Here is a 22,490-nt window from a genome sequence, read left to right as displayed (position 1 = left end):
TAAAAAAATATAATGAAAGATCTTATAAAATATATTGTAGTATTTACTGTTTTTGCTGCACTATGGTCTAGCTGTAAGCCAGACGACGAGATTAATGTTGTAAAAGGTTCGGTTAGTTCCTATATAGCAAATTTAGATTTGAGAAGGATACATAGAGGTGTTGATGTAACGCTTACTAAGGAAAATTTACGTGAAGCATCTTATTTAAGAGGGCAGGTTATTTCTGATCAAACTGGTGGTAATATGCCAAATGGTTTGCTTTTCGTTCAAAATGCTAAAGATTTTGGTGGCGGTATAGATTCCCTAAGAGGAATAGCTATTAATATTGGTGCAGCTGCTGCGAATTACATTCCAGGAGATTCTGTTCATATAAATCTAGAGGGAGGGGTACTTAAACGAATAAGTGGTATCTTACAAATTACTGGATTAACGGCAGCCAATGTAGAGAAAAAAGCGTCTGGTGTAACCTTAAGAACTGTTCAAGTTTCTACGTCTAATCTTAAATTAGCTCCAGAACGTTTCGAGAGCTGTTTAGCCGTCATCTACAACTGTAATTTCGAACCTAATATAGGTGTTGAAACTATAGAAGGTGTAAAAACCTTTAACGAAGGCTCAGGAGATATGCAAATGAATGTGAGTAGTAATGCAAGTTTTAAACGTGAATTTTTACCATATTCTGCAATTATAAAAGGTATAGTTATCCCATCAGCAACAGTTGCGTCACAAATTTATCCTCGTGTTAAGTCAGATTTTACACCTACTAGTCTTACAGTTGATGCAAGTATTCCATTAGGTCCAAATCCAGTAATTATTACTGGATTCTTTGCCGACCCAACTAGTACTGATGCCAATTTTGAGTACATACAACTAATGGCTACTCAAGATCTTGATTTTAGACAAAAGAATTTTAGTCTATTTACAACGAATAATGCTGGCGCTTCTACTCCAACAGGCTTTCCTGTTAACGGTTGGGCTACTGGCGACTTGAGGACCTATAAATTTAATATTACTAGAGGTACTGTAGCAAAAGGTACTTTCTTTTATGTTGGTGGTAATAAAGTAATCAATGGCAATGGCTCTACCGATATTAGCAATGCTAACTGGGCAGTGAGTAAGCAATATGCTAATATAGATGGTGATAACGGTATTGGAACTAAGACATCAAATTTATTGGCTAATACAGGTAACGCTGGAGGAATTGCAGTTTTTGCAACTACCAACGTTGATCTAAACACTGTTCCATCTGATGTTATTTTCTTTGCTGGTGGTGGTAGCTTATTTGGAAATGGTGTTGGTTATGCTATATGTGATAATGATCGTTATAAAAGAAATAATGGAGCCACTTTTCAGCCTTTTTATACACAGGGTACCAATACAACCAAAGTAGGGGCTAATCCTGGTGTTAATAGTTTCAGTTATTTGGGTGGAGTATATGATGCTACAGCTAAAAAATGGGTAGGGTCTCTACGTGTAGACAAACCGATTCTTACACCTAAAACCCTTGCTGATATTGAAGGAAAAGCTGATGTAACTAAGGTTATAAACTAATTATGAATAGAAGATCATTTATACAAAAGTCAAGCTTATTAGCTACAACTTTATTTATTAGCCTAAAAGCTCATTCCTTTTTTGACACCGTAATCAAAATTTCTGGTCGTATAACCAGCAAGGGAAAAGGTATTGCAAACGTTGTAGTTTCTGATGGATTTAATGTAGTGCAAACAGATGCGGATGGTAATTATACTATTGAAGTAAATATTTTAGCCAAATTTATTTGGTTAAGCACACCATCAGGGTATGAGTTTAAAACGGAAAGCTATTTAGCTAAACACTATGAGAAATTTGCTACTTCAACAAAGCTAAACTTTGAACTAAAAGCATTGAGTAGAAATGATGATAAACATAATTTCATCATTTGGGCAGATCCGCAAGTAAAGAATAAAAAGGATGTGGAGAAAATGATGACCTATTCTGTACCAGATACAAAAAAAATCATCAAGTCTATGGGAAATACCCCTGTTCATGGTATTTGTGTTGGTGATATCGTTTGGGATAACCACGAATTATTTGCAGACTATAATAAAGCAGTGGCTGAAATGGGTATTCCATTCTTTCAGGCTTTAGGTAATCATGATATGGATTACCGCATGGGCGGAGATGAAACATCCGATAAGACTTTCAGTGAGCATTATGGGCCAACTTATTATTCTTTTAATAGGGGTAAAGCGCATTATATTGTTTTAGATGATGTGAGGTATTTAGGTACCGAACGCAATTACGATGGTTTTATAAGTCAAGCCCAATTAGATTGGATGGCAAAAGATTTACAACATGTTGCCAAAGATGCTTTGATAATCATTTCACTACATATTCCTGTTAATAGTGGAGTTAAAAATAACGAAGATTTCTTTAAGGTTATTTCCGGATTTTCTAATGTACATATCATGTCTGGTCATACCCATTACAACAGAAACATGATTACAAATGATGTATTTGAACATAACCATGGAACAGTATGTGGTGCTTGGTGGACTGGTCCAATTTGTGAAGATGGAACGCCTAGTGGATATGGAGTATATGAAGTTAATGGTACTGATTTAAAATGGTATTACCAACCAACAGGCTTAGATAGAAAAGAACAAATTCGTCTTTACGTTGATGAGCTAACCAATCAAAAAAGGTTAATTGCCAATGTTTGGAACTATGATCCTAAGTGGAAAGTAGAATATTTTTTAGATGGAAAGCCGATGGGAATAATGGAACAACAAAAAGGATTTGATCCACTTTCTGTTCAATTATATAAGGGCGATAAATTACCATTAGGTAGAACTTTTCCAGAACCTAGAATGACAGATCATTTATTTATAGCCCATTTCGAGCCATCTGTTAAAAAAGTAAAAGTAGTAGCAACAGATCGTTTCGGAGAGAAATATATTTCCGAGATGAGTTAATAAATATAATTTATAATTGCTTAATAGTTAGCTAATAATACTGTTTTACTTTAGTAAAAATTAAACATTTTAATCAAAAAACAATGAAAAAAATTATTTTATTATTCAGTATTGTGCTATGCAGCCTAGTAGGTCGTTCACAAGTTTACGCTCATCTTGAAATTGAAGATGATTATACCGTTACGGAAGATAATGGAGACAATTGGAGTACTGAAACTAGAGGAACTTATATGGTTCGTTTTTATAGCGATGCAAGTATGACAACCCGGATTTATCCTACTTATGCAATCAACATACTATTTGGTCTAGATCCATCTGCAACATCTCCATTTCTACCTGATGGCGTTAGCCAAAATGGTCAGTATTTGATGCAGGAAGGTTATGATTTATTAGCCAGCGATGTTCTTTTTTATGGATCTTACTCCAACAATGAGGGCAACAGTTATTCAAGAAGTTATTACCTGCGTTTGTTGTCAAGCCCAGACTATATTATCATTCCATAATTTTGCGGTATTGCCTTTAGTAAAGGTACATTGCTAATTATAAGGTTTACTGTTGTTAATCCTTTGCTAATAACATTTACTGGAATCTAAAACAGGACAAAGAGCTATTTATTTTAATAGCTCTTTGTATATTTAATTACAAATGATCAAATAAAACAACCATGATTTTACAATCATATAATGAATTGTTTAAAGTCATGGTAGCTTACCGCTAAAAGCATATTTAATAAGATGAAAATTGTAAAAACACTATCTTTAGGTTTAATCACCTTTTTAGGCTATTCTTGTCAAATGAGTGCACAGACAGCCAAATTTCCTGCCTTTAGTGCAGAAGCCCACAGAGGTGGTAGAGGTTTAATGCCTGAAAATACCATTATTGCAATGCAAGATGCAATGAAATTTGATTCTATTACAACCTTAGAAATGGATACTCATATTACCAAAGATGGGAAAGTGGTAGTAACACATGATGACTACTTAAGTCCTGGTTTTATGCTTACTCCAGAGGGAAATGAAATTCCTAAAACCGACAGTAAAAAGTATGCAATCTACCAAATGGATTATGATCTTTTAAAAACTTTTGATATAGGAACAAAGATAAATACAGGTTTTCCACAACAAAAAAAGATTAAAACCTTTATTCCTTTATTATCTGATTTAATTGATGCTGTTCAGAATGATATTAAGGTTAAAGGCAAAAAACAAGTATTTTACAATATCGAAACTAAATGTGATGTTGCTGGAGATAATGTCGTTAATCCAACACCAGAAGTTTTTGTAAAGTTATTAATGGATGTTATAGAAAGTAAAAAAATTACCCCTTATGTGGTTATCCAGTCTTTTGATAAAAGAACAATTCAAATCATTAATCAAAAATATCCTGGTGTTAAAACTTCTTTCTTGGTAGCCAATAAAAAAACCTACGAAGAAAACATAGCTGATTTAGGTTACAAACCATTTATTTTAAGTCCTAATTATAATATGGTTGATGCTGATTTAGTTAAAAAAGCACATGCTGATGGAATTAAAGTTATCCCTTGGACAGTCAATACAATTGAAGAAATCAATAGATTAAAATCTTTAAAAGTTGATGGCATCATCACAGATTATCCTAATTTGTTTTAATATACAATTTACTAATCTAAATCGACCTAAATAATACATGAGTTTTAGACTTTTTCCACCACCAGCAGCGCATAAACCGTTATTGCCAGAATCTGAAATCGATGCTGAATATAAATCGCAGAGAATTAAAGTTTTTTTAGGGATATTTTTAGGTTATGCTGGTTATTATTTAGTTAGGAAGAACTTTTCATTGGTAATCCCAGAACTGGAGAAGCAAGGTTTTTCTAAAGGAGAACTTGGTATAGCATTATCTAGTGTTTCCATTGCCTACGGTTTAAGTAAATTTATAATGGGTAATTTTTCTGATAGAAGCAATGCAAGAATTTTCTTAGCAATCGGATTGGTTTTATCTGCGGTAACCATGATTTTTATGGGAGTTATACCGTATGCGACATCTTCAGTTACAATTATGTTTGTTCTGCTATTCATAAATGGATGGTTTCAAGGCATGGGTTGGCCTCCTTGTGGCAGAGTGGTAGTGCATTGGTATTCTGTCAGGGAACGAGGTACAGCGATGTCTATCTGGAATGTTGCACACAATGTGGGTGGAGGTTTAGTTGGGCCTATATCAATATTGGCAATAGAAATTTTTGCTAATTGGCATGCGCAACTCTACTTTCCAGGATTGATTGCTTTGGTTTTTGCACTAATTGCTTATATTTTTGTTAGAGATACACCCCAATCCTGTGGTTTACCACCAATTGAACAGTACAAAAATGATTATCCAAAAAATTATTCTGCAGATCAAGAAAAAGAATTCTCAGCCAAAGAAATTTTCTTTAATTATGTTTTAAATAACAGAATGCTTTGGTACATTGCTTTTGCAAATGCATTTGTTTACCTAGTAAGATACGGGGTTTTAGATTGGGCCCCAGCCTTTTTACAGCAGGCCAAAGGATTTTCTATTAATGAATCTAGTTGGTCTTATTTTGCTTATGAGTGGGCAGGTATACCTGGAACATTATTATGTGGGTTGGTTAGTGATAAAATTTTTAAAGGACGAAGAGCACCCGCCACTGTTATTTATATGGCTTTAGTTTTGGTAGCTGTACTAGTTTATTGGAAAAATCCTCCAGGCAATGTTTGGATTGATATTTCTGCGCTAATTGCTATTGGTTTTTTAATTTATGGTCCAGTAATGCTAATTGGCGTTCAAGCTTTAGATTTAGTGCCTAAAAAAGCAGCAGGAACAGCAGCTGGGTTAACAGGCTTGTTCGGTTATTTAGGCGGTGCTTTATTTGCAAACATTGCAATCGGCTTTGTAGTTGATGAATGGGGATGGGATGGAGGATTTTTAGTTATCGTTGCAGCTTGCGTCTTAGCCATATTCTTTACGGCATTTACTTGGAATAGAGAGAAACAAAATCTAGCAGATCTTAAATAAGATATAAATGAAGATATTATTAAAAAAGGTTTCAATTGCATTAGGATTACTAATTGCATTAAATGTAAATCTTGCAAGTGCTCAAACAGTTAAATGGGACAGTACATATCGCCCAGGAAAGTATATAGAGCAAGTAGCCAAATTCAAAGCAGATGTTAAATCTAAAAAAGATTATGTTTTTTTAGGGAATAGTATTACTGCAGGTACAGATTGGGCAAAATTGTTAAGTTTACCACAAGCAAAAAATAGAGGTATTTCTGGTGATATTACTTTTGGAGTTTTAGAACGCTTACAAGATGTGATAGATGGTAAACCAAAAAAAATATTTATTCTTATAGGTATAAATGACATTTCTAGAAATATCCCTGACAGTGTAATTTTAGGTAATTACAAGAAAATTGTAAAGCGAATTAGAGAAGGGTCAAAGAAAACTCAAATCTATTTTAATACGCTTCTTCCTGTAAATGCTTCTTTCGAAAAGTTTAAAAACCATTATGGTAAGGATGAGCATATTCTTTATCTCAATAATGAGATTAAAAAAATAGCTGCGAAAAATGTAACTGTAATTGATTTATATACCCAGTTTTTAGATAAGGACAATCATTTAAAAGCAGAGTTAACTAAAGATGGTTTGCATCTTATTCCGGAGGGATATAAGGTATGGGCAGATTTTTTAAATGCTACTGGCTACTTAAAATAATTTTCAATCATCTTTAAAAAGAAAAGCCTCGATAATTGTCGAGGCTTTTCTTTTGTTAATTATTTTTTGCTGGGGGAGTTGGGGTTCCTTCTCCAGGTTTAGTCCCTTTGGGACCTCTTAATCCTTTGCCGCCTTTTCTATCTTTCATTTTGTCTCTCATTTTATCACGAGAAGCATCCAATGTTTTTTTCTGCTCTGGAGTTAAAATAGCATCCATTTTTTCTTTAGAAGCTTTCATGTAAGCCTTGCGTTCTTCCATCTTGTCTTTCATGGTACCTACGTCTTGCTTACGCCATTCATCATTTTTCTTAATGCGTTCTAACTCTAATTGCTGAACTTTGGTTTTTTGATCTGCATTTAAACTTAATTTTTGTTCCAATGCAGTCGCAGTTTTTTCAGCTCTTTGTTCTGGAGTTAATTTTTCTCTTTCAGGTTTTTGTGCATAGCTAGCTGTAATTCCCATTACTACTAAAGCTACCGTGTAAAATAATTTTTTCATCTGTATATTAATTGGTTGTTTAATAGCATAGATGTAAAAAGTAAGCCAGAGTTTAATCAGCCTCTGTTAAATTATGTTAATTCTTATTTAATTGAGAAATTGATTTTTGCATTTGTGCCATCATACTAGAGAGAGTTTCTATAGTAGGTTCTGGTGTTGGATCTGGTAAAGTAGTAGATATATATGCTTTTGCTCTCCATATCTCTAAAATATCATCAGCAGCAACCGAGTAAGGATCGTAGACTGTATTGTCTGAAATTAATTTGAGCTCTTTGTTCTCTTTAAAACGATTGCCTGCTCTTTTATATACTACACCTTCATTTTTGCTAATGATTACATAAGTTTCTCCTGTTTTAACATCATTCCAGTTATCCATATATTCACCAATAATTACACTACCGGGTTGAATAGGTAACATCGAATCCCCCATAATTTCAAAGGCTCTAAATGTTCCCTGTTTTAAAGCGGGTAGGGGAAGTTGAAATTTAGGTAAGTCTTTTACGTATTGTGGATCTGAAAAGCCATTTAGATAACCAGCACTTGCCTTAACAGGAACAAGTTCTATATTCTCATTATCGTTTTGATCTACAGATATACTTAACACTCTTAAATTAGAGCCTTGACTTTTTGGTTTTGGTTTCCAATTGTCATTTATAGTTTCATTGATAAACTCATCAATAGTTAAATCAAAATATTCTGCTATTTTTTTTAGTAAATCATATTTTGGTTCTGCTCTATCTTCTTCATAGGCTCCAATCAATGAACGTTTAATTTCCATAGCATCAGCGAATTGTTGCTGTGTATGACCTTTTTTCTTTCTTAAGTATTTAAGGTTGCCTGAAATGTTTGACATAAAAAATAATTTTAAAATAAATTTGTTTTTACTAAAATTGTTAGTATTATTGTGCTCATAAAGTTAGTAATATTTATTAAAAGTACAAACATTTATCTAAATAATTTAGTTTTTAACCTTTAAGCCGAGAAGTCATGAAAAAATTTGTTTATATCGTAACCGACAGAAACCGCACTAGTTTACATGTAGGAATGAGCGCAGATCTAATTAAAACGCTTGATTTCTATAAACAGATGCCTAACTTATTTTTTGATAGCGGCCAGCAATTAACACGTTTGGTTTACTTTGAAGAGTTTAAAACTGAATCTCAGGCATTGAACCGTTTTAAAGTAGTTAGTCGCTTTACAAGACCTCAAAAAGAAAGAATTGTTCGCTCATGTAATCCTGATTGGATTGATTTAACTATTGGTCTTGATTTCGAAAATATCATTTATCAGAAAAAGTTAAATACTCAAGTTGCATTACCCTTAAGTATTTTATCCTAATATCAGTATATAAAAAAAGCATCCCAATATTTGAGATGCTCTTTTTATGTTTTGAGATTAATCTACCAACCTGGGGCAAAATTTAAACCAAACACACCTTTGCCACCCAAATCTCTCCGTTGAAAAGGAAATGCATAATAAGGTTCAATTATAAGTGCACCAAATAAGTTTACCCTTAAAGAAACACCAACACTCATTGCCGGCACTCTTTCATTGGTAACCTGGGCTGTTCGTGGTTTACCTTGTTTATCCAAAACAGGATTACCTTGCTGATCTAGTAGTGGAACAGTTTGATAGGTAGGTTGGCCCTTGAAAACCACTTTTGAATCTTCATTCCATGATAAGCCAGCATCAAAGAATACATTTAAATCTGAAAATAAAAGTCTAGATTGTATTTGAGCCAATTTTTTAGGGCCAGTAAAAGGTAGTCTAGCTTCAAAATTAAATACAGCCAATTTACTTCCAGATAATTGATCTATATCAAATGTTCCAGTAGTTTGATATTTGCTATTATAAAATGAATTGGCTTCATATCCTCTAATGTAATAACCATAACCAGCATATAATGGATAAAGATTCTCTCCATCTCTACCCAGCCTTAAATAATTATAGGTTCTAACTGCAAAAGTAACAGGTTTTGCTCTTAAATACTTTCTAAAATCTACAGTTACAGCAGAAAAACTAAAGTCTCCAAAATATTGTTCCGCACCAACTCGATATCTAAATCCATCCAAAGGAGCTGTTAGCCCATTTATAGAATTATCTCCTACAAAAGAGGCATTGGCCGAAAATATGGTAAATGGATTAAGAGGAATTCCTAAAGTGTTTGTTGCTTCAGAATTAGATACTTTTTGTCTTTCTGCACCTAAATAATATCCACTTATATCTTGATATTCATTATACCTATCTAAACGATAACCATAATGAGAAAATGCAGTTCCTGCTTCAAACCTGTGAACTTTACTAAAAGGATAAGATGCAAAAACTTCCAACTTATCTTCAAAAGTTCTTAAAATATTTGTACTAATTGTATCAATTGGTTCTGAGCTATATTGTGGATTATAAAGTCCATATGTTGTAAAACCAGTTATATAAGGTATATGAGAAACTGCAACACCCCAGTTAATTCTATTTTTTTGATTGATATATGCGGCTAAACCTCCAAAATCATAAATTTCTCCATTGATAGATAAGTTAGCAATAATTTGGTTACGGCCTAGTATATCGCTAAACATCCCAATAATACCACCCTGTAAACCAGCCCCAAATCTACTTGCAGAAACCCCAACACCACTATTTGCTAAATAATCTAATTTAAATTTAGGTCTATAAGCTACAGTTTTCATAGAATCTGTTGTTGTCTTCTCAAACCTATCAAAGTTGCCCAAATTAGAGTTAACTATATTTACACCTACGTTTTCCATTGGGGGCAATATCGCAGCGTTAAAGTTTACATCTTGCGCATTAACAGTTTTAGCTTTAAAATTGCTTAAGGTAGAATTGTACAACGTATAGCGTTGGTAGCGATAATAACTATAAATGATATCATCATCTCTTGAAACAGTAATAGCAGGAGAGAACTCTGTAATACCACTTATACCTGTAAAATAATCTGTTAACTGTTTAACACTATTGTCGCTTAAGGTTACTTCATATAAGTTTCTGAAACCGTCTCTGTTACTTAAAAAGAAGATGCGTTTACTATCGCCAGAAAACTGTGCATTTAGATTATTTGCACCATTAAATACAGGAACATTGCTCAAAGTTTTACTAGCAATGTCATAACTTGTTAAGTTTAATGGGTTAACAGCACTGATGTTCCCACTTGACATTGCTGCCCTATCTGATGAAAAAACAAGCTTAGTTCCATCTGGAGAATAATTAGGAGCATAATCAGAAAACTCATCATTGGTTATTTGAGTAACAACTTTTGTGTCTAAATTATAAGAGAAAATATCACTCTGTCCTTCAACCATTCCCGAAAAAGCAATATCTTTTCCGTTTGGAGCCCATGTTAAATTACTAAACTGTTCTACATTGCCCATATCTGTTTTTAAAACAGTATTGCCATTTGCAACATCAACAATAAGCATTTGATTTTTTCCCTTACTAAAAATACTAAAGGCAAATTGTTTGCTATCTGGCGACCAAGTTCCTGCAGATTCAATGAAGTTAAAATCATCAATGTGAGAGTTTGCAACTTGACTAGTTAACTTTCTTAAGATTTTACCTGTTTTAGCGTCTGCTAGAAATAAATCGATACCAAATAAGTCTTTTTCAGATAAAAACGCCAAAAATTTACCATCAGGACTAATAGCTGGAGCAACATTCATATTTCCAGCATTCTTATTGTCTATAATTTTAGTTCCAGAAATTTTAATTTGAGAGCTATCTGCTTTTAATAATGGCCTGTAATGTTCTTCAATAGAGTTTTTCCACAATCCTGATAAAGTTCTGTCGTCAAACCCAAAAGTGTATTTAATTCCATTTTCATAACCAAACTTAGCTGTGTTTTTAAACAATGGCACAATAGTAGTATCCCCATAAAGAGACCCTACAAATGTCCAAAAAGCTTGTCCATAACGATAAGGGAAATATTTATTTGAATTGGTTAAATCTTTAAGTGAAGGGATATCTCTATTTAATAATGCATCACGCATCCACATAGATGTAAATGCATCTTTTTTACCAACAGAAAGATATTCGGCCATACCTTCAACCATCCATAAAGGTGTATTTCCAATATTTTCTAAGCTAATAGAGTCTTTCTCTAACAATACGTGATATTGAAAAGCGTGTACCAATTCGTGTCCAAGTACATGCCTTGTTTGGCTACTCAAATCTAAAACAGGCATAATAATTCTGTTCTTTAATGCCTCGGTAACACCACCGGTACCCACGCCTGGAGAACCGCCACCTAATGCAGTTGTTTGCTGAAAATCTGGATGATTACTATATAAAATAATAGGATTTTTAGTTAAAAATGTATCACGAAAAACTTCTTGATGCATTTTATACCAAGTTTCAGCATCCTGAGCGAATTTTTTTAGGAGTTTATCATTCTTAATATAATAATAGATCTCGAAATGTGGTGTTTGTAATACCTTGAAATCAGCATTCTTATATCGAACTACATTTTGCCCAAAATACTGGGCTTTAACAGAAATAACAGATGTTAAAACCAATAATAATATTAGTAATAACTTTTTTATAAAAGTAAAATTTCTATTCATGGTGTGATTTTTAAGAACAATATGATGGTTAATTTACGATATAATATGCTTTATAGTTTTATGAACACTAAACTAGTCCCCACCGTTTTTATTTTTTTCTTTTTCTTCTTGTCGTTGCTTTCTGCGCAGTTCTCTTTCTTCCTTTTTAGTTAATGGAACCGTAGGGGTAGTGGTAGGACTTGGTTGTGTTTCTGGAACTTTCTTTTCTTCTGTTTTTTTAACTTCCGTTTCAGGTACTACAACTGGTTGTGTTTCAATAATTGGCTCTACCATATCTAATGAGTCCACTAATGTACTATCAACAACTGTAGTGTCAACTCGTTGTCTCGGTGTAGGACAATTATATTTTATATTGATTTCTACCTTCGCTTTAGGGAATGGACCATAGGTATATCCACTGGTTGGGTCATGGTAAACCTTCTCCATAAATTTGGCAAAAATTGGTAATGCTGTTCTAGAGCCTTCACCAGTTTCTCCGTTTCTAAAATGTGCTGTGCGTTCATCACATCCAACCCAAACACCCGTTACTAAATCTTTGGTTATGCCCATATACCAAGCATCAACATAATCTGATGAGGTACCAGTTTTACCACCAATTTGGTTATTCTTGTTAAATAGATCCCACTCCCAAAGTGCTTGCGAGGTTCCACCTGGTTCTTCCATACCGCCTCTAAACATATATAACATTAACCAAGCAATTTCCTCAGTTAAAACTCGTTTGGTTTTTGGCTTAAATTCTTCAATTAAATTGTCATTTTGGTCAGTAATTTTCTCTACAAGAATAGGATCTGTTTTTACACCTTCATTTAAAAAAGTACTGTAGGCTTTAACCATTTCAAAAACAGTAACATCATTTGGCCCCAAACTTACAGATGGAACAGATTCTAAATTGCTTTCTATTCCACATTCATGTGCCCATTTTACTACATTATCCGATCCAACTTTTTCAGTTACCTGTGCAGTTATGGTGTTTACAGACTTAGCCATTGCCCAACGTAATGACATTTCCTGATAACTATTACTCCAATCGGCATTTTTAGGCTCCCAGTATTCAGTTTTACCTTTATTTTGGTAGGCTATTTTTACTGGTTTATCTACAAAAGTATCGCAAGGGCTCATTCCGCTTTCTAAAGCTGCTAAATAAGCAAAAGGTTTAAAGGTAGATCCTGCTTGGCGTTTTGCTTGGTTAACATGGTCATATTTGAAAAATTTATGATCGATACCGCCAACCCAGACTTTAATTTTACCGCTCTTAGGTTCCATGGTCATCATTCCAGCATTCATGATTTTTCCATAGTAGCGGATAGAATCCATCGTGCTAAATAAGGTATCTCTATCTCCTTTGTAAGAGAAGATTTTCATCTTTTTTTTCTTGTTAAAATAAGCATCAATAGAATCAGTATTGTTGTTAAATTTCTTTTGCAACATGGCATAAATAGGTAGGTTCTTTTTAGCCCTATCGGGATAGTCTACTTTTTTACGTTCAGAATCTTCCCACGGATCTTCATTACCCCATACATTATAAAATCTTCTTTGGATGATCCTCATTTGATCCTTAACTGATTCTTCTGCGTAGCCTTGCAACTTAGAATCGATAGTAGTGTAAATTTTTAAACCATCTTCATATAAATCGTAGTTATTCTCCTTGCACCACTCTTCTAAATATTTATCAACTGCAGCTCGCAAATAAGAATCGCCGCTGCTGGCATCTCTCATTTTACCTTCTTTTAATTGTATTGGAAGTTTGGAAAGTAATGTTAAACTATCTTTACTTAAATAATTGTACTTGTTCATTTGATTAAGTACTATATTTCTTCTATTTAAAGCACCTGCTGGATTTTTTGTTGGGTTATAGAGATTTGTACCTTTTAACATACCAACAAGTAAGGCAGCTTCATTGACTTGTAAATCTTTAGCTTCTTTATCAAAATAAATTCTTGCTGCTGTTTTAATACCATATGCATTATTTCCAAATGAAACGGTGTTTAAATACATAGTTATGATATCGTTCTTCTCATAATTGGATTCTAATTTCATGGCCGTCATCCATTCTTTAAATTTAGAGACCAATGTCCTAACTAAAGGGACATGTTTAATTAAGCCCGAAGATTTGCTGTAGCGAGTGCGATATAGGTTTTTTGCCAATTGTTGTGTAATTGTACTTGCTCCTCCATCTTTTCCCATTCCTACAATAGCTCTTCCAACTGCTTGAGCATCAATACCCCAATGGTTATAAAAACGAACATCTTCTGTGGCAACCAATGCATGGATTATGCTAGGAGAAATTTGATTAAAATCAACTGGGGTTCTATTTTCTTTAAAATAGCGACCAATTAGAACACTATCAGCGGTATATAATTCTGAACCAACTCTTTGTGCTGGTTTTTTAATATCAGCATAGCTTGGAGAATAACCAAAAAGCCATAAAAAGTTAACTTGTAACGCACAAAAGAAAATAACTATGAAATATATAAGTAGTGTAATGTAGCGAACGTATTTATTTTTTATTTCTCGAAACATGGTATAAAGATGGAAAAAACGTGAATTATTATCTGTTAAAATAGTGTTAAACTATAAAAATGTTTAAAATTATTTTCATACAAAAAAAACGCAAAACAAGAGTTACTTATGGTACGTTTTGTAAATAATGATTAAACAGATTCTAAGTACAAATTAACGTATTTAATTTACTTAAATTTTACTCTATATTTAAAAATAAAACAAAACATTAACCTTTAAAAAACTTACCCTTTGAAAACCAACACAAAAAATTATTTAGTAAAGCCAGATGGCAAATTTTCTCTTAAAGATTTTAGTACAACTTACAACGGTCATTTAAATAAAAGTGATGGCAAAGAAGAGCTAGAAAAAGTAAAAGACGAACTCTCTGTACTTCAAGAAACGTTATATGCTGCTAATTCTCATTCCTTATTAATCATTTTTCAAGCTATGGACGCGGCCGGTAAGGATAGTGCTATTGAACACGTTATGTCTGGATTAAATCCTCAAGGTTGTCAAGTATATAGCTTTAAAACTCCAAATAGTGAAGAGTATGAGCATGATTATTTATGGCGACACTATAAAGCTTTGCCAGAACGTGGCAGAATAGGAATTCATAATCGCTCACATTACGAGAATGTATTAGTTTGTAAGGTACATCCAGAATATGTAATGAGCGAACGTATTCCAGCTTATGATGATGTTAAAAAAATTGATAAAAAATTCTGGAATAATAGATACGAGAGCATTAGAAATTTTGAAAGCCACCTGGTAGAAAATGGAACTATCGTTATTAAATTTTTCTTACATGTAAGTAAGGATGAACAAAAGCAAAGGTTTTTGGATAGGATTGAAGATAAATCTAAAAATTGGAAATTTTCTGCTGGAGATTTAAAAGAAAGAGCATTATGGGATAAATACATGACTGCCTATCAAGATGCAATTAGAGAAACCTCTACCGAAAAAGCTCCCTGGTATGTTATTCCTGCAGACAATAAGTGGTATACGAGATTAGCAATTAGTCAAATAGTTGCTGAAACATTAACAGCAATGGATTTAAAGTTTCCGGTATTGCCTGCAGATGAAACAGCCGAATTAGAGGTGCTAAAGCAACAACTTTTAAATGAGATTTAATTTCATAAGCATATGAGTTCTCAATGTTATAAGCATGCTTTGCCTACGCTTATTTAAATTAATGATTATTCATTTTTTACTAATAAATTAAAATATACCTTTGCATCGCTTTTTGGTTCCCGATTTTCGAATTAGGATTAAAAGGGAATACAGTGTAAATCTGTAACTGTCCCGCAGCTGTAAGCTCTAAAAAAAGTTTTTCAAATCTACAGTCACTTTCCCGATAAATCGGGATGGGAAGACAGGAAAACTAGAGTAAGTCAGAAGACCTGCCTAAAAGTTTAATATTTCATAGCTTTCGGGGATTGAAGCTAGGAGTGGGACTTTATTATACTCATTTCTATTCTGATTCTGTTGCTGTGTGTGAAAAACTCACAACAAATGAACAAAAAAACTAAATTAATTGCTGCAGGTCTAGGACTTGTACAATTAACCCTTTTGGGTAAATCTGCTATGGCACAAGATGCCAAAACGTTAAATGAAGTGGTTATTTCTACCACAAAAAATGAACAAAAACAATCACAAACAGGTAAAGTAGTAACCATTATTACAAGTGAAGAATTAGCTCGCAGCAGTGGAAGAAATTTAGCTGACCTACTAAATCAACAAGCTGGTATTACAGTTGTAGGGTTTGGAAGCAATGCTAGTAAAGAAAAAAGCCTTTTCTTTAGGGGTGCTGGTAGTTCTTATGCTGTAATTTTAATTGATGGAGTTTTAGCTACAGATCCCTCAGTTTCAGGATCATCTTTTGATTTAAGATTATTGGCAATTGATCAAATTGAAAGAATCGAAATTTTAAGAGGTGGTCAATCTACCATTTATGGTTCTGATGCAGTTGCAGGTGTAGTAAATATCATCACTAAAAAAAGTGGTACAAAAGGCAACAATGTGTATGGTGTAGCAACTGCCGGAAGTTATAATACCTACAAGGGGACAATTGGTTTAAGTAGTAAAGTAGATGCTTTTACTTATAATTTAAGTTACAGTCATTTTAGAACTGATGGTATTTCTGAAGCAGAAAATCCAGTAGGGAACAATCTAGTTTTTGATAAAGACGGAGTAAAGCAAGATGCATTAAATGCGAATTTCTCGTTACAATTAGATAAAAGATTGAGCATAAATCCATTTGTTAGGTATTTTGAAGGAAGATTTGACTATGATGATAATGCTTTTACCGATGCAGGAAATACATCAACATCAAAGCATTTTAATGGCGGACTAAATGCGATTTATCAATTAGATAATGGAAAAATTACTTTCAACTATAGTCATCAAAATACAAATAGGAAATATATAAGCAAGTATAGTGGCCAATATCAGGGTAAAATGGATCTGCTAGATGTTTTCTACAATCAAAATTTAGGAGATAAAGTAAACATCCTTTTAGGCTTAGATAATAGAGCAACTTCAGTTACCCATTTTAATGCTACAAAGGATAGAGAGCCATCAGCAAATCTATTTAGTACTTATGCCTCGTTATTTCTACATGATTTAAGTGTGTTTAATTTAGAAGTAGGAGGACGTTATAATAAACATAATAAATATGGCGAAAATTATACTTATGTGGTTACACCAAGTATCAATCTTATTAAAGAAATAAAAATATTCGGTACGGTTTCTTCTGCTTTTAGGGCACCAACCTTAGAAATGCTATTTGGTCAATATGGAGCAAATTTAAACTTAAAGCCAGAGAAGGCAACAAATTATGAAGCTGGTGCAACTTTTAATTTCTTAAATGAAAAGTTAAACCTTCGTGTAGTTGGCTTTAAAAGAGATATGAAAGATGCAATTATCTATGGTTCAGTTGGGTATATAAATCAAGATCAACAAAAGGATAAAGGCTTTGAAATTGAACCAGGAGTGAAGTTTGATAGATTTTACATAAACGGATATTATGCTTATGTAGAGGGGAAGCAAATTGCAGGAACTACCATATCTGATATCCTATTACGTAGACCAAAAAATACGTATGGCGTAAATGCTGGTGTACAGGCTACTGAAAACTTATATTTAAGTGCAAACTATAAATTTACAGGAGAAAGAACTGATAGCGATTTTAGTACTTATCCTTCTGTTAATAAAATTTTAGATTCTTATCAGATATTTAATTTTTATGCAGAATATGCTTTAGCTAAAAAGCGTCTTAAAATCTTCGCCGATTTGAAGAACTTAACTGACGAAAAATATACTGAAATTATTGGTTACCGTACAATGGGCTTCAATATGAATGCTGGTGTAAGCTTTAATTTTAAATAATCTTCATACTTAATAATTAAAGCCTCGAAGAAATTCGGGGCTTTTTTATTTGTTTGTATAATCCATTTTAAACTTGCTCAAATCTGGCAACTGCTTTTTCTTTCTATTGAGCTCAAATTCATAAATTGCTCTACCCAAGTTTTTCATAAAAGGATAACAAACCGTTTCGTATTCATATTTGTTGTCGTTATAAATACCATCTTCATTACTTTGCACTACAGCAGTTAAAAAATATTCAACCTTGTTTTTAAAATCAACAAAGTAGGAGTTGTCGATGATAAATCCGTAGCTATCTCCATATTTATTAAATATCCTAATGTTTGGATCTAAAAAAGCTTCCTTCTCTCTTCCATAAAATAACATTTTAGCATAAGTTGGCCAAAATTCCTGTGGATCATATTTGGGATAATCGCTTTCTGTAGGTAGCTTACTCATATAGGTATAAATGAGTTTGTAATCCTCTATGGATAAATTGAATCTTTCCTTCACAGGATAAGCTTCAGGCATCATTAATCTTTTCATTAAGGACAGCTGATCAGCAATAGTGAAAACGTTTTTGTTGGCAAAACTATAGGGCTCATTTACCAATTGATCTTTGCTATCCATATAGCCTTTGCCAACAATTAAATTGGTTAATTCTAAAGGATATTCTTTGTTGTCATATTGAGCAGCTTGTTGATAGATTAGCTGATCTCCATTATAAAAATTTATAGCATTTGTGTGTTTAGCTGATTCGTCACCATCACCTATAGCTAAGCGATTTAAAATTCTACTTTCAGTTAAGCCGTATTTTTTAAGCTTTGAGTTAATTTCTGCTCTGCCAACAAACTCAAATAATCTATTAAAAGCATCATTATCACTGGTTAACAAAACCTTCTTTACATAATGAGCTATACTTGGTTTTCCATTTGCTGCACTTTCATCTTTTAATACTTTGGTTTGTCCTTTAAAACTGCTATCAGTTATCATAGTTAAATTAGCAGTTAACCCTTTGTTTTTTAATTCATTTACCCGCTCTAGTGCAAATATCACCCCTGCTAATTTTACTGTGCTTGCAGGATAAAAATAACGCTTTGCATTATAGTTGTAACTAAAGGTTTTAAAGCTTGGTTTATTATTTTTATCTCTATTAACTTGAGTGTACATAATTTGTACATCATTTTTATTATGATTATTTAAAATCTTGGCAAACAATTCAGGTTTGCTTTCCATCAGTTGCTGTAAGAACAGGGTATCTGTTTTTTGGGCCATTGTTTGGGTACTAATTAAGGAGATTAGGCAAAATAATAATCTATGCATATGCTAATTTGAGTCTTAAAGATAGGGTTTAATCATCTTCATAAAAAAAGATCTTTAATGTATAAAGCAAATTTTTTGCTTATAAAGAGGGTTGTAGTAATAGGTATATTTCTATTAGTGTAAATTGTCTATGCCCATAAATATTAAATAAAACAGATATTTTTTATTCAGCATTAAAAAAGCTAGTTTTGCATATCAATTTAAATATACAATGGAAAAAAAATCTAGTTACAGAACGGTAGTGCTTTTATTATTAATGTTAGTAATTATTGGTTTAAGAGTTATTGCACCACTTTCTCCTGATTTTAAAATAATAGCCAATTTCTCTGGCCTTGGAGCTGTAGCAATATTTGGCGGGGCTTATTTTAAAAATAACATCAATGCATTTTTATTGCCAATATTGGTTTTATTTTTAAGCGATTTAGGCCTTGTATTAACAATGGGTAAAGATTATGGCTTTTACGGCGGTTGGTACTATACTTATATCGCTTTTGTATTAATGGTACTAGTTGGTAAACTAATTATTAAAAAGGTAAATGTTCAAAATGTTTTTGGGGCAGGCATTGCTGCAGTTTTTATACATTGGATAGTTTCTGATTATGGTGTTTGGTTCGGTTCTACACTTTATCCGCAAACATTAGCAGGCTTTTGGGCTTGTTTGGTTGCTGCCATTCCATACGAGTTAAATTTCCTATATGGAACAATTGCTTATGCTGCTATTATGTTTGGTGCTTTTGAAACTTTAAAAGTTAAATATCCAGCTTTAAGCTTAAATAGAAATTCAGCTTAAAATTTTAAGCTAAACAATAAATTGAAACCCTTTTGTATGAATACAAAAGGGTTTTTTATTTAAATTTGAATAGAAAATCCATTAAAAGACATAGAGGGATGAAAAAGAGGTTAGTTGTTTTAACAGGTGCAGGGATTAGTGCAGAAAGTGGCATAAAAACTTTTAGAGATGCTAATGGACTGTGGGAAGGGTATAACGTAATGGATGTGGCTACTCCAGAAGCCTGGGAGAGCAATCCAACACTAGTACAACAATTTTATAATGAAAGAAGAAAGCAAGTTTTGCAAGCTAAACCTAATGATGCACATTTTACCTTAGCCAAACTTGAAGATGATTTTGATGTACAGATCATTACACAAAATATTGACGATTTACATGAAAGAGCGGGTTCTACCAATATAACGCACTTGCATGGTGTAATTACTTTTGCGCAGTCTGATAAAAATTCATCCTTACTTTATCCTATCAAAGGGGATGAAATAAAAATGGGAGAGTTGTGTGAACTGGGTTCGCAACTAAGGCCTCATGTAGTTTGGTTTGGTGAGGCGGTGCCCATGATAGAAACTGCTGCTGTAATTTGTGAAGCAGCAGATTTGTTTTTGCTTATTGGTACATCTTTAGCAGTATATCCAGCTGCTGGATTAATAGATTTCGTTCCTCATCAGGTTCCTAAATATATAGTTGATCCTAACATACCATCGGTAAATCACTATAAAAATATTATTAAAATAGAAAAATCAGCTACAGCTGGATTAAAAGAAGTTTACAATATACTAAAAGCCAATGCCTAAAATACCTGCAGTATTTAATTGGAGCGGAGGGAAGGATAGTACTTTAGCCTTACACCACATACTAGCTCAAGAACAATATGATGTACATTATTTGCTTACCACAGTAAACGACTTTTTTAATAGAGTTGCAATGCATGGCGTTAGGGAGACTTTATTGTTAGAACAAGTAAGTAGCTTAAAAATTCCTTTAGTTCAAGTACGCTTGCCAGAAATGCCTGATATGGATATTTACGAGAGGAAGATCACTTTACAATTAGAGCAGCTTAAAAGCGAAGGTATTTACCATTCTATATTTGGAGATATCTTTTTAGAAGATTTAAAAACTTATAGAGAAAATCAATTAGCTAAAATTGATATGAAAGCAGTTTTTCCTCTTTGGAAAAGAGATAGCTTAACATTGGTTAAAGAATTTATTGATTTAGGCTACAAAACAGTTGTAGTTTGCACGAAAGAGGGTTTGGAAGATTTTTGTGGAAGAATAATTGATGATGCATTTTTGGCTGATTTGCCTAAAGATATTGATCCATGTGGAGAAAATGGAGAATTCCATACTTTTGTGTTTGACGGACCTATTTTTGCTAAACCAATAGATTTTACATTGGGCGAGAAAGTTTTTAAAACTTTCCCAAGTCCCAATCAAAGTGATATTCCAACTGGCTATTGGTATATAGATCTAGTACCAGTTGATTAAATTTATTTCTTCTTAAATAACTTACTTAAGTTAGGCTTTATCCCAACGCTAATTGGCACTGCACTAAAACTTCTGTTTTGTATTTTACTAAAGCCATGCATATAACCAGCTTCAAGAAATAAAACTGCGTTACCAATATTGTATTCTGTACCTGCACCACCTTCTATCATTCCCATGCTATTGCTCTTGTTATTTAACTCTGCTTGTAGCGTAGTTGGGTTTACAGCTATTCTTGGTGTTAAAATTACACCGCCACCACCACCTGCAAATCCGTAAAAAGCAAATTTCCCACTTATTTTACGATACCCTAAGGCAACATTTAACAAATAGGTAGTTGTCCTTCCTTTTTGTAGTGCGTAGTTATATCCCGCATCTGGTGTAAGTTCATTAAAAGCATAGGCATGTAAACTTACTTTAGGGTACAAGAATAATCCTCCATTTCCCAAGCCTAAGTTTATACCTAAAGAAGTAGAAAATTTAGGCTTTAGGTAGTCTGCAGTTTCGCCAACTGGGAGGGAGAAACCTATGCCACTCATGCTATATAATTTGTCTGGTCTTGTTGTACTTTCTTGCGCTTTAGATTGATTAGAAATTATCAAAAATAAACTTCCAATTAGTGAAGCTAATAAATATTTTTTCATGATTAATGAGATTGTGTTTTAGTAAGAACAGCAGGAGTAGGGTATTGTTTGAAATGATGTTCCCAATAAAAAAAGCAGCACTAAAAGCACTGCTTAAATTAATAAAATAATAATTACTTAGGTTAGGAGATTCCATCTCAATTTAGGCCAAACTTCCCATTTATTTGGCTGTTTTGGCAAACAAAATTATATTTTTTATAATTATTTAATAATTTATATATCAATAACTTAAATATTATTATGTCAAGTTTAACTTATTAATTAGCACCTAATTTTCTGCTAAAATTGCTGAAAAATCAAAATTAAATTCTGAATACCAAATAAACTCATTAATTTACAGTTAGTTATATGTTTTATGTAAACTGTTACTGTTGTCTTTGGTAGGCTAATGAAAAATCCGCTCTCATCGTTTTAAAACGCTCTATAACTGTATTCATAAATTCTTCATCTATGATTTGAAAAATCTCATTTGCCCCTCCTCCTGTAAGGTCAAGTTCTGATAATTTATAGCTTTGTTCAAGCTGCCCCTGTTCAAATTTTACTATGTATTTTTGGTTCATATTAAACAAAGTAATCTTGCATGCAGGATGTGGCAATTCGGCAATTATTCTCATGATAATTTAAAGTTTTATTAAAAAATAATGAAGCTAATTAGT

At 32.9% G+C, this 22,490-nt stretch carries 19 protein-coding genes and 1 riboswitch; of the genes, 12 read left to right on the top strand and 7 right to left on the bottom strand.

Translation table 11 applies throughout. From position 1 onward, the window contains the following. Positions 1-12: 12 nt before the first annotated feature. The 6 genes from FA048_RS08665 (at position 13) to FA048_RS08640 (ending at position 6,663) form a co-directional block, all read left to right on the top strand. The gene (locus FA048_RS08665; RefSeq protein ID WP_136839915.1) at positions 13-1,548 is read left to right on the top strand and encodes a DUF5689 domain-containing protein; all 1,536 of its coding nucleotides are present in this window, start codon (positions 13-15) and stop codon (positions 1,546-1,548) included. Positions 1,549-1,550: 2 nt separating this feature from the next. Continuing rightward, positions 1,551-2,951, top strand: a complete 1,401-nt coding sequence (locus FA048_RS08660; protein WP_136839913.1) for a calcineurin-like phosphoesterase C-terminal domain-containing protein — start codon at positions 1,551-1,553, stop codon at positions 2,949-2,951. Between the two features lie 113 nt (positions 2,952-3,064). Then, positions 3,065-3,454: a hypothetical protein gene (locus tag FA048_RS08655; RefSeq protein WP_205943457.1), complete on the top strand. Its 390-nt coding sequence runs from the start codon at positions 3,065-3,067 to the stop codon at positions 3,452-3,454. A 231-nt stretch (positions 3,455-3,685) separates the two neighbouring features. Continuing rightward, on the top strand, positions 3,686-4,579 hold the full coding sequence (locus tag FA048_RS08650) for a glycerophosphodiester phosphodiesterase family protein (protein ID WP_136839909.1): 894 nt from the start codon (positions 3,686-3,688) through the stop codon (positions 4,577-4,579). A gap of 37 nt (positions 4,580-4,616) precedes the next feature. Continuing rightward, complete coding sequence (gene glpT / locus FA048_RS08645) at positions 4,617-5,963, top strand: glycerol-3-phosphate transporter (RefSeq protein ID WP_136839908.1); 1,347 nt, start codon at positions 4,617-4,619, stop codon at positions 5,961-5,963. A gap of 7 nt (positions 5,964-5,970) precedes the next feature. Continuing rightward, complete coding sequence (locus FA048_RS08640) at positions 5,971-6,663, top strand: GDSL-type esterase/lipase family protein (RefSeq protein ID WP_136839906.1); 693 nt, start codon at positions 5,971-5,973, stop codon at positions 6,661-6,663. Between the two features lie 55 nt (positions 6,664-6,718). Here FA048_RS08640 and FA048_RS08635 read toward each other — a convergent pair whose 3' ends face one another. Together FA048_RS08635 and FA048_RS08630 are read right to left on the bottom strand one after the other, a co-directional pair. Further along, entirely contained in the window at positions 6,719-7,162 is a 444-nt protein-coding gene (locus tag FA048_RS08635) for a multiple ligand-binding protein 1 (protein ID WP_136839904.1), read from the bottom strand. 76 nt (positions 7,163-7,238) lie between these two features. Then, the gene (locus FA048_RS08630) at positions 7,239-8,015 is read right to left on the bottom strand and encodes an XRE family transcriptional regulator (protein ID WP_136839902.1); all 777 of its coding nucleotides are present in this window, start codon (positions 8,013-8,015) and stop codon (positions 7,239-7,241) included. Positions 8,016-8,149: 134 nt separating this feature from the next. Here FA048_RS08630 and FA048_RS08625 point away from each other — a divergent pair, with 134 nt between their 5' ends. Continuing rightward, entirely contained in the window at positions 8,150-8,500 is a 351-nt protein-coding gene (locus FA048_RS08625) for a GIY-YIG nuclease family protein (RefSeq protein WP_136839900.1), read from the top strand. Between the two features lie 62 nt (positions 8,501-8,562). Here FA048_RS08625 and FA048_RS08620 read toward each other — a convergent pair whose 3' ends face one another. Together FA048_RS08620 and FA048_RS08615 are read right to left on the bottom strand one after the other, a co-directional pair. After that, positions 8,563-11,733, bottom strand: coding sequence for a PD40 domain-containing protein (locus FA048_RS08620; RefSeq protein WP_136839898.1), 3,171 nt, complete (start codon positions 11,731-11,733; stop codon positions 8,563-8,565). Positions 11,734-11,805: 72 nt separating this feature from the next. Further along, positions 11,806-14,253: a transglycosylase domain-containing protein gene (locus FA048_RS08615; RefSeq protein WP_136839896.1), complete on the bottom strand. Its 2,448-nt coding sequence runs from the start codon at positions 14,251-14,253 to the stop codon at positions 11,806-11,808. Between the two features lie 231 nt (positions 14,254-14,484). Here FA048_RS08615 and FA048_RS08610 point away from each other — a divergent pair, with 231 nt between their 5' ends. Further along, positions 14,485-15,366, top strand: coding sequence for a polyphosphate kinase 2 family protein (locus tag FA048_RS08610; RefSeq protein ID WP_136839894.1), 882 nt, complete (start codon positions 14,485-14,487; stop codon positions 15,364-15,366). A 96-nt stretch (positions 15,367-15,462) separates the two neighbouring features. After that, a riboswitch (cobalamin riboswitch) is annotated at positions 15,463-15,657 on the top strand. 90 nt (positions 15,658-15,747) lie between these two features. Further along, positions 15,748-17,622, top strand: coding sequence for a TonB-dependent receptor plug domain-containing protein (locus FA048_RS08605; protein WP_136839891.1), 1,875 nt, complete (start codon positions 15,748-15,750; stop codon positions 17,620-17,622). Positions 17,623-17,667: 45 nt separating this feature from the next. Here the strand turns inward: FA048_RS08605 and FA048_RS08600 are convergent, their stop codons facing one another. Beyond that, on the bottom strand, positions 17,668-18,873 hold the full coding sequence (locus FA048_RS08600; protein ID WP_225872519.1) for a serine hydrolase: 1,206 nt from the start codon (positions 18,871-18,873) through the stop codon (positions 17,668-17,670). Positions 18,874-19,132: 259 nt separating this feature from the next. On the opposite strand from FA048_RS08600, the gene FA048_RS08595 reads away from it, so the two are divergent. From FA048_RS08595 to FA048_RS08585, 3 genes are all read left to right on the top strand, one after another. Continuing rightward, positions 19,133-19,711: a DUF6580 family putative transport protein gene (locus tag FA048_RS08595; RefSeq protein WP_136839888.1), complete on the top strand. Its 579-nt coding sequence runs from the start codon at positions 19,133-19,135 to the stop codon at positions 19,709-19,711. Positions 19,712-19,809: 98 nt separating this feature from the next. Continuing rightward, entirely contained in the window at positions 19,810-20,502 is a 693-nt protein-coding gene (locus tag FA048_RS08590) for a Sir2 family NAD-dependent protein deacetylase (RefSeq protein ID WP_136839886.1), read from the top strand. Further along, positions 20,495-21,193, top strand: a complete 699-nt coding sequence (locus FA048_RS08585; RefSeq protein ID WP_136839884.1) for a Dph6-related ATP pyrophosphatase — start codon at positions 20,495-20,497, stop codon at positions 21,191-21,193. Before FA048_RS08590 ends, FA048_RS08585 begins: the two co-directional genes overlap by 8 nt. 2 nt (positions 21,194-21,195) lie before the next feature. Here the strand turns inward: FA048_RS08585 and FA048_RS08580 are convergent, their stop codons facing one another. Both FA048_RS08580 and FA048_RS08575 read right to left on the bottom strand, forming a co-directional pair. Further along, a complete protein-coding gene (locus FA048_RS08580) occupies positions 21,196-21,834 on the bottom strand; it encodes a hypothetical protein (protein WP_136839882.1) in 639 nt (212 codons plus the stop codon). A 365-nt stretch (positions 21,835-22,199) separates the two neighbouring features. Next, the gene (locus tag FA048_RS08575; RefSeq protein WP_136839880.1) at positions 22,200-22,448 is read right to left on the bottom strand and encodes a hypothetical protein; all 249 of its coding nucleotides are present in this window, start codon (positions 22,446-22,448) and stop codon (positions 22,200-22,202) included. Between the last annotated feature and the right edge of the window lie 42 nt (positions 22,449-22,490).

Source organism: Pedobacter polaris (genome assembly GCF_005116505.1).
GTDB lineage: Bacteria > Bacteroidota > Bacteroidia > Sphingobacteriales > Sphingobacteriaceae > Pedobacter > Pedobacter polaris.
The sequence above is the reverse complement of the archived record's forward strand: the minus strand, read 5'-3'. Positions and strand labels throughout refer to the sequence as shown.

What these genes read in the sequence shown, in the direction of transcription:
- FA048_RS08580 (WP_136839882.1), bottom strand. Translation starts at nt 21,834, where the DNA reads ATGAAAAAATATTTATTAGCTTCACTAATTGGAAGTTTATTTTTGATA.
- FA048_RS08650 (WP_136839909.1), top strand. Translation starts at nt 3,686, where the DNA reads ATGAAAATTGTAAAAACACTATCTTTAGGTTTAATCACCTTTTTAGGC.
- FA048_RS08615 (WP_136839896.1), bottom strand. Translation starts at nt 14,253, where the DNA reads ATGTTTCGAGAAATAAAAAATAAATACGTTCGCTACATTACACTACTT.
- FA048_RS08625 (WP_136839900.1), top strand. Translation starts at nt 8,150, where the DNA reads ATGAAAAAATTTGTTTATATCGTAACCGACAGAAACCGCACTAGTTTA.
- FA048_RS08600 (WP_225872519.1), bottom strand. Translation starts at nt 18,873, where the DNA reads ATGGCCCAAAAAACAGATACCCTGTTCTTACAGCAACTGATGGAAAGC.
- FA048_RS08665 (WP_136839915.1), top strand. Translation starts at nt 13, where the DNA reads ATGAAAGATCTTATAAAATATATTGTAGTATTTACTGTTTTTGCTGCA.
- glpT (WP_136839908.1), top strand. Translation starts at nt 4,617, where the DNA reads ATGAGTTTTAGACTTTTTCCACCACCAGCAGCGCATAAACCGTTATTG.
- FA048_RS08660 (WP_136839913.1), top strand. Translation starts at nt 1,551, where the DNA reads ATGAATAGAAGATCATTTATACAAAAGTCAAGCTTATTAGCTACAACT.
- FA048_RS08585 (WP_136839884.1), top strand. Translation starts at nt 20,495, where the DNA reads ATGCCTAAAATACCTGCAGTATTTAATTGGAGCGGAGGGAAGGATAGT.
- FA048_RS08640 (WP_136839906.1), top strand. Translation starts at nt 5,971, where the DNA reads ATGAAGATATTATTAAAAAAGGTTTCAATTGCATTAGGATTACTAATT.
- FA048_RS08605 (WP_136839891.1), top strand. Translation starts at nt 15,748, where the DNA reads ATGAACAAAAAAACTAAATTAATTGCTGCAGGTCTAGGACTTGTACAA.
- FA048_RS08595 (WP_136839888.1), top strand. Translation starts at nt 19,133, where the DNA reads ATGGAAAAAAAATCTAGTTACAGAACGGTAGTGCTTTTATTATTAATG.
- FA048_RS08575 (WP_136839880.1), bottom strand. Translation starts at nt 22,448, where the DNA reads ATGAGAATAATTGCCGAATTGCCACATCCTGCATGCAAGATTACTTTG.
- FA048_RS08635 (WP_136839904.1), bottom strand. Translation starts at nt 7,162, where the DNA reads ATGAAAAAATTATTTTACACGGTAGCTTTAGTAGTAATGGGAATTACA.
- FA048_RS08630 (WP_136839902.1), bottom strand. Translation starts at nt 8,015, where the DNA reads ATGTCAAACATTTCAGGCAACCTTAAATACTTAAGAAAGAAAAAAGGT.
- FA048_RS08590 (WP_136839886.1), top strand. Translation starts at nt 19,810, where the DNA reads ATGAAAAAGAGGTTAGTTGTTTTAACAGGTGCAGGGATTAGTGCAGAA.
- FA048_RS08620 (WP_136839898.1), bottom strand. Translation starts at nt 11,733, where the DNA reads ATGAATAGAAATTTTACTTTTATAAAAAAGTTATTACTAATATTATTA.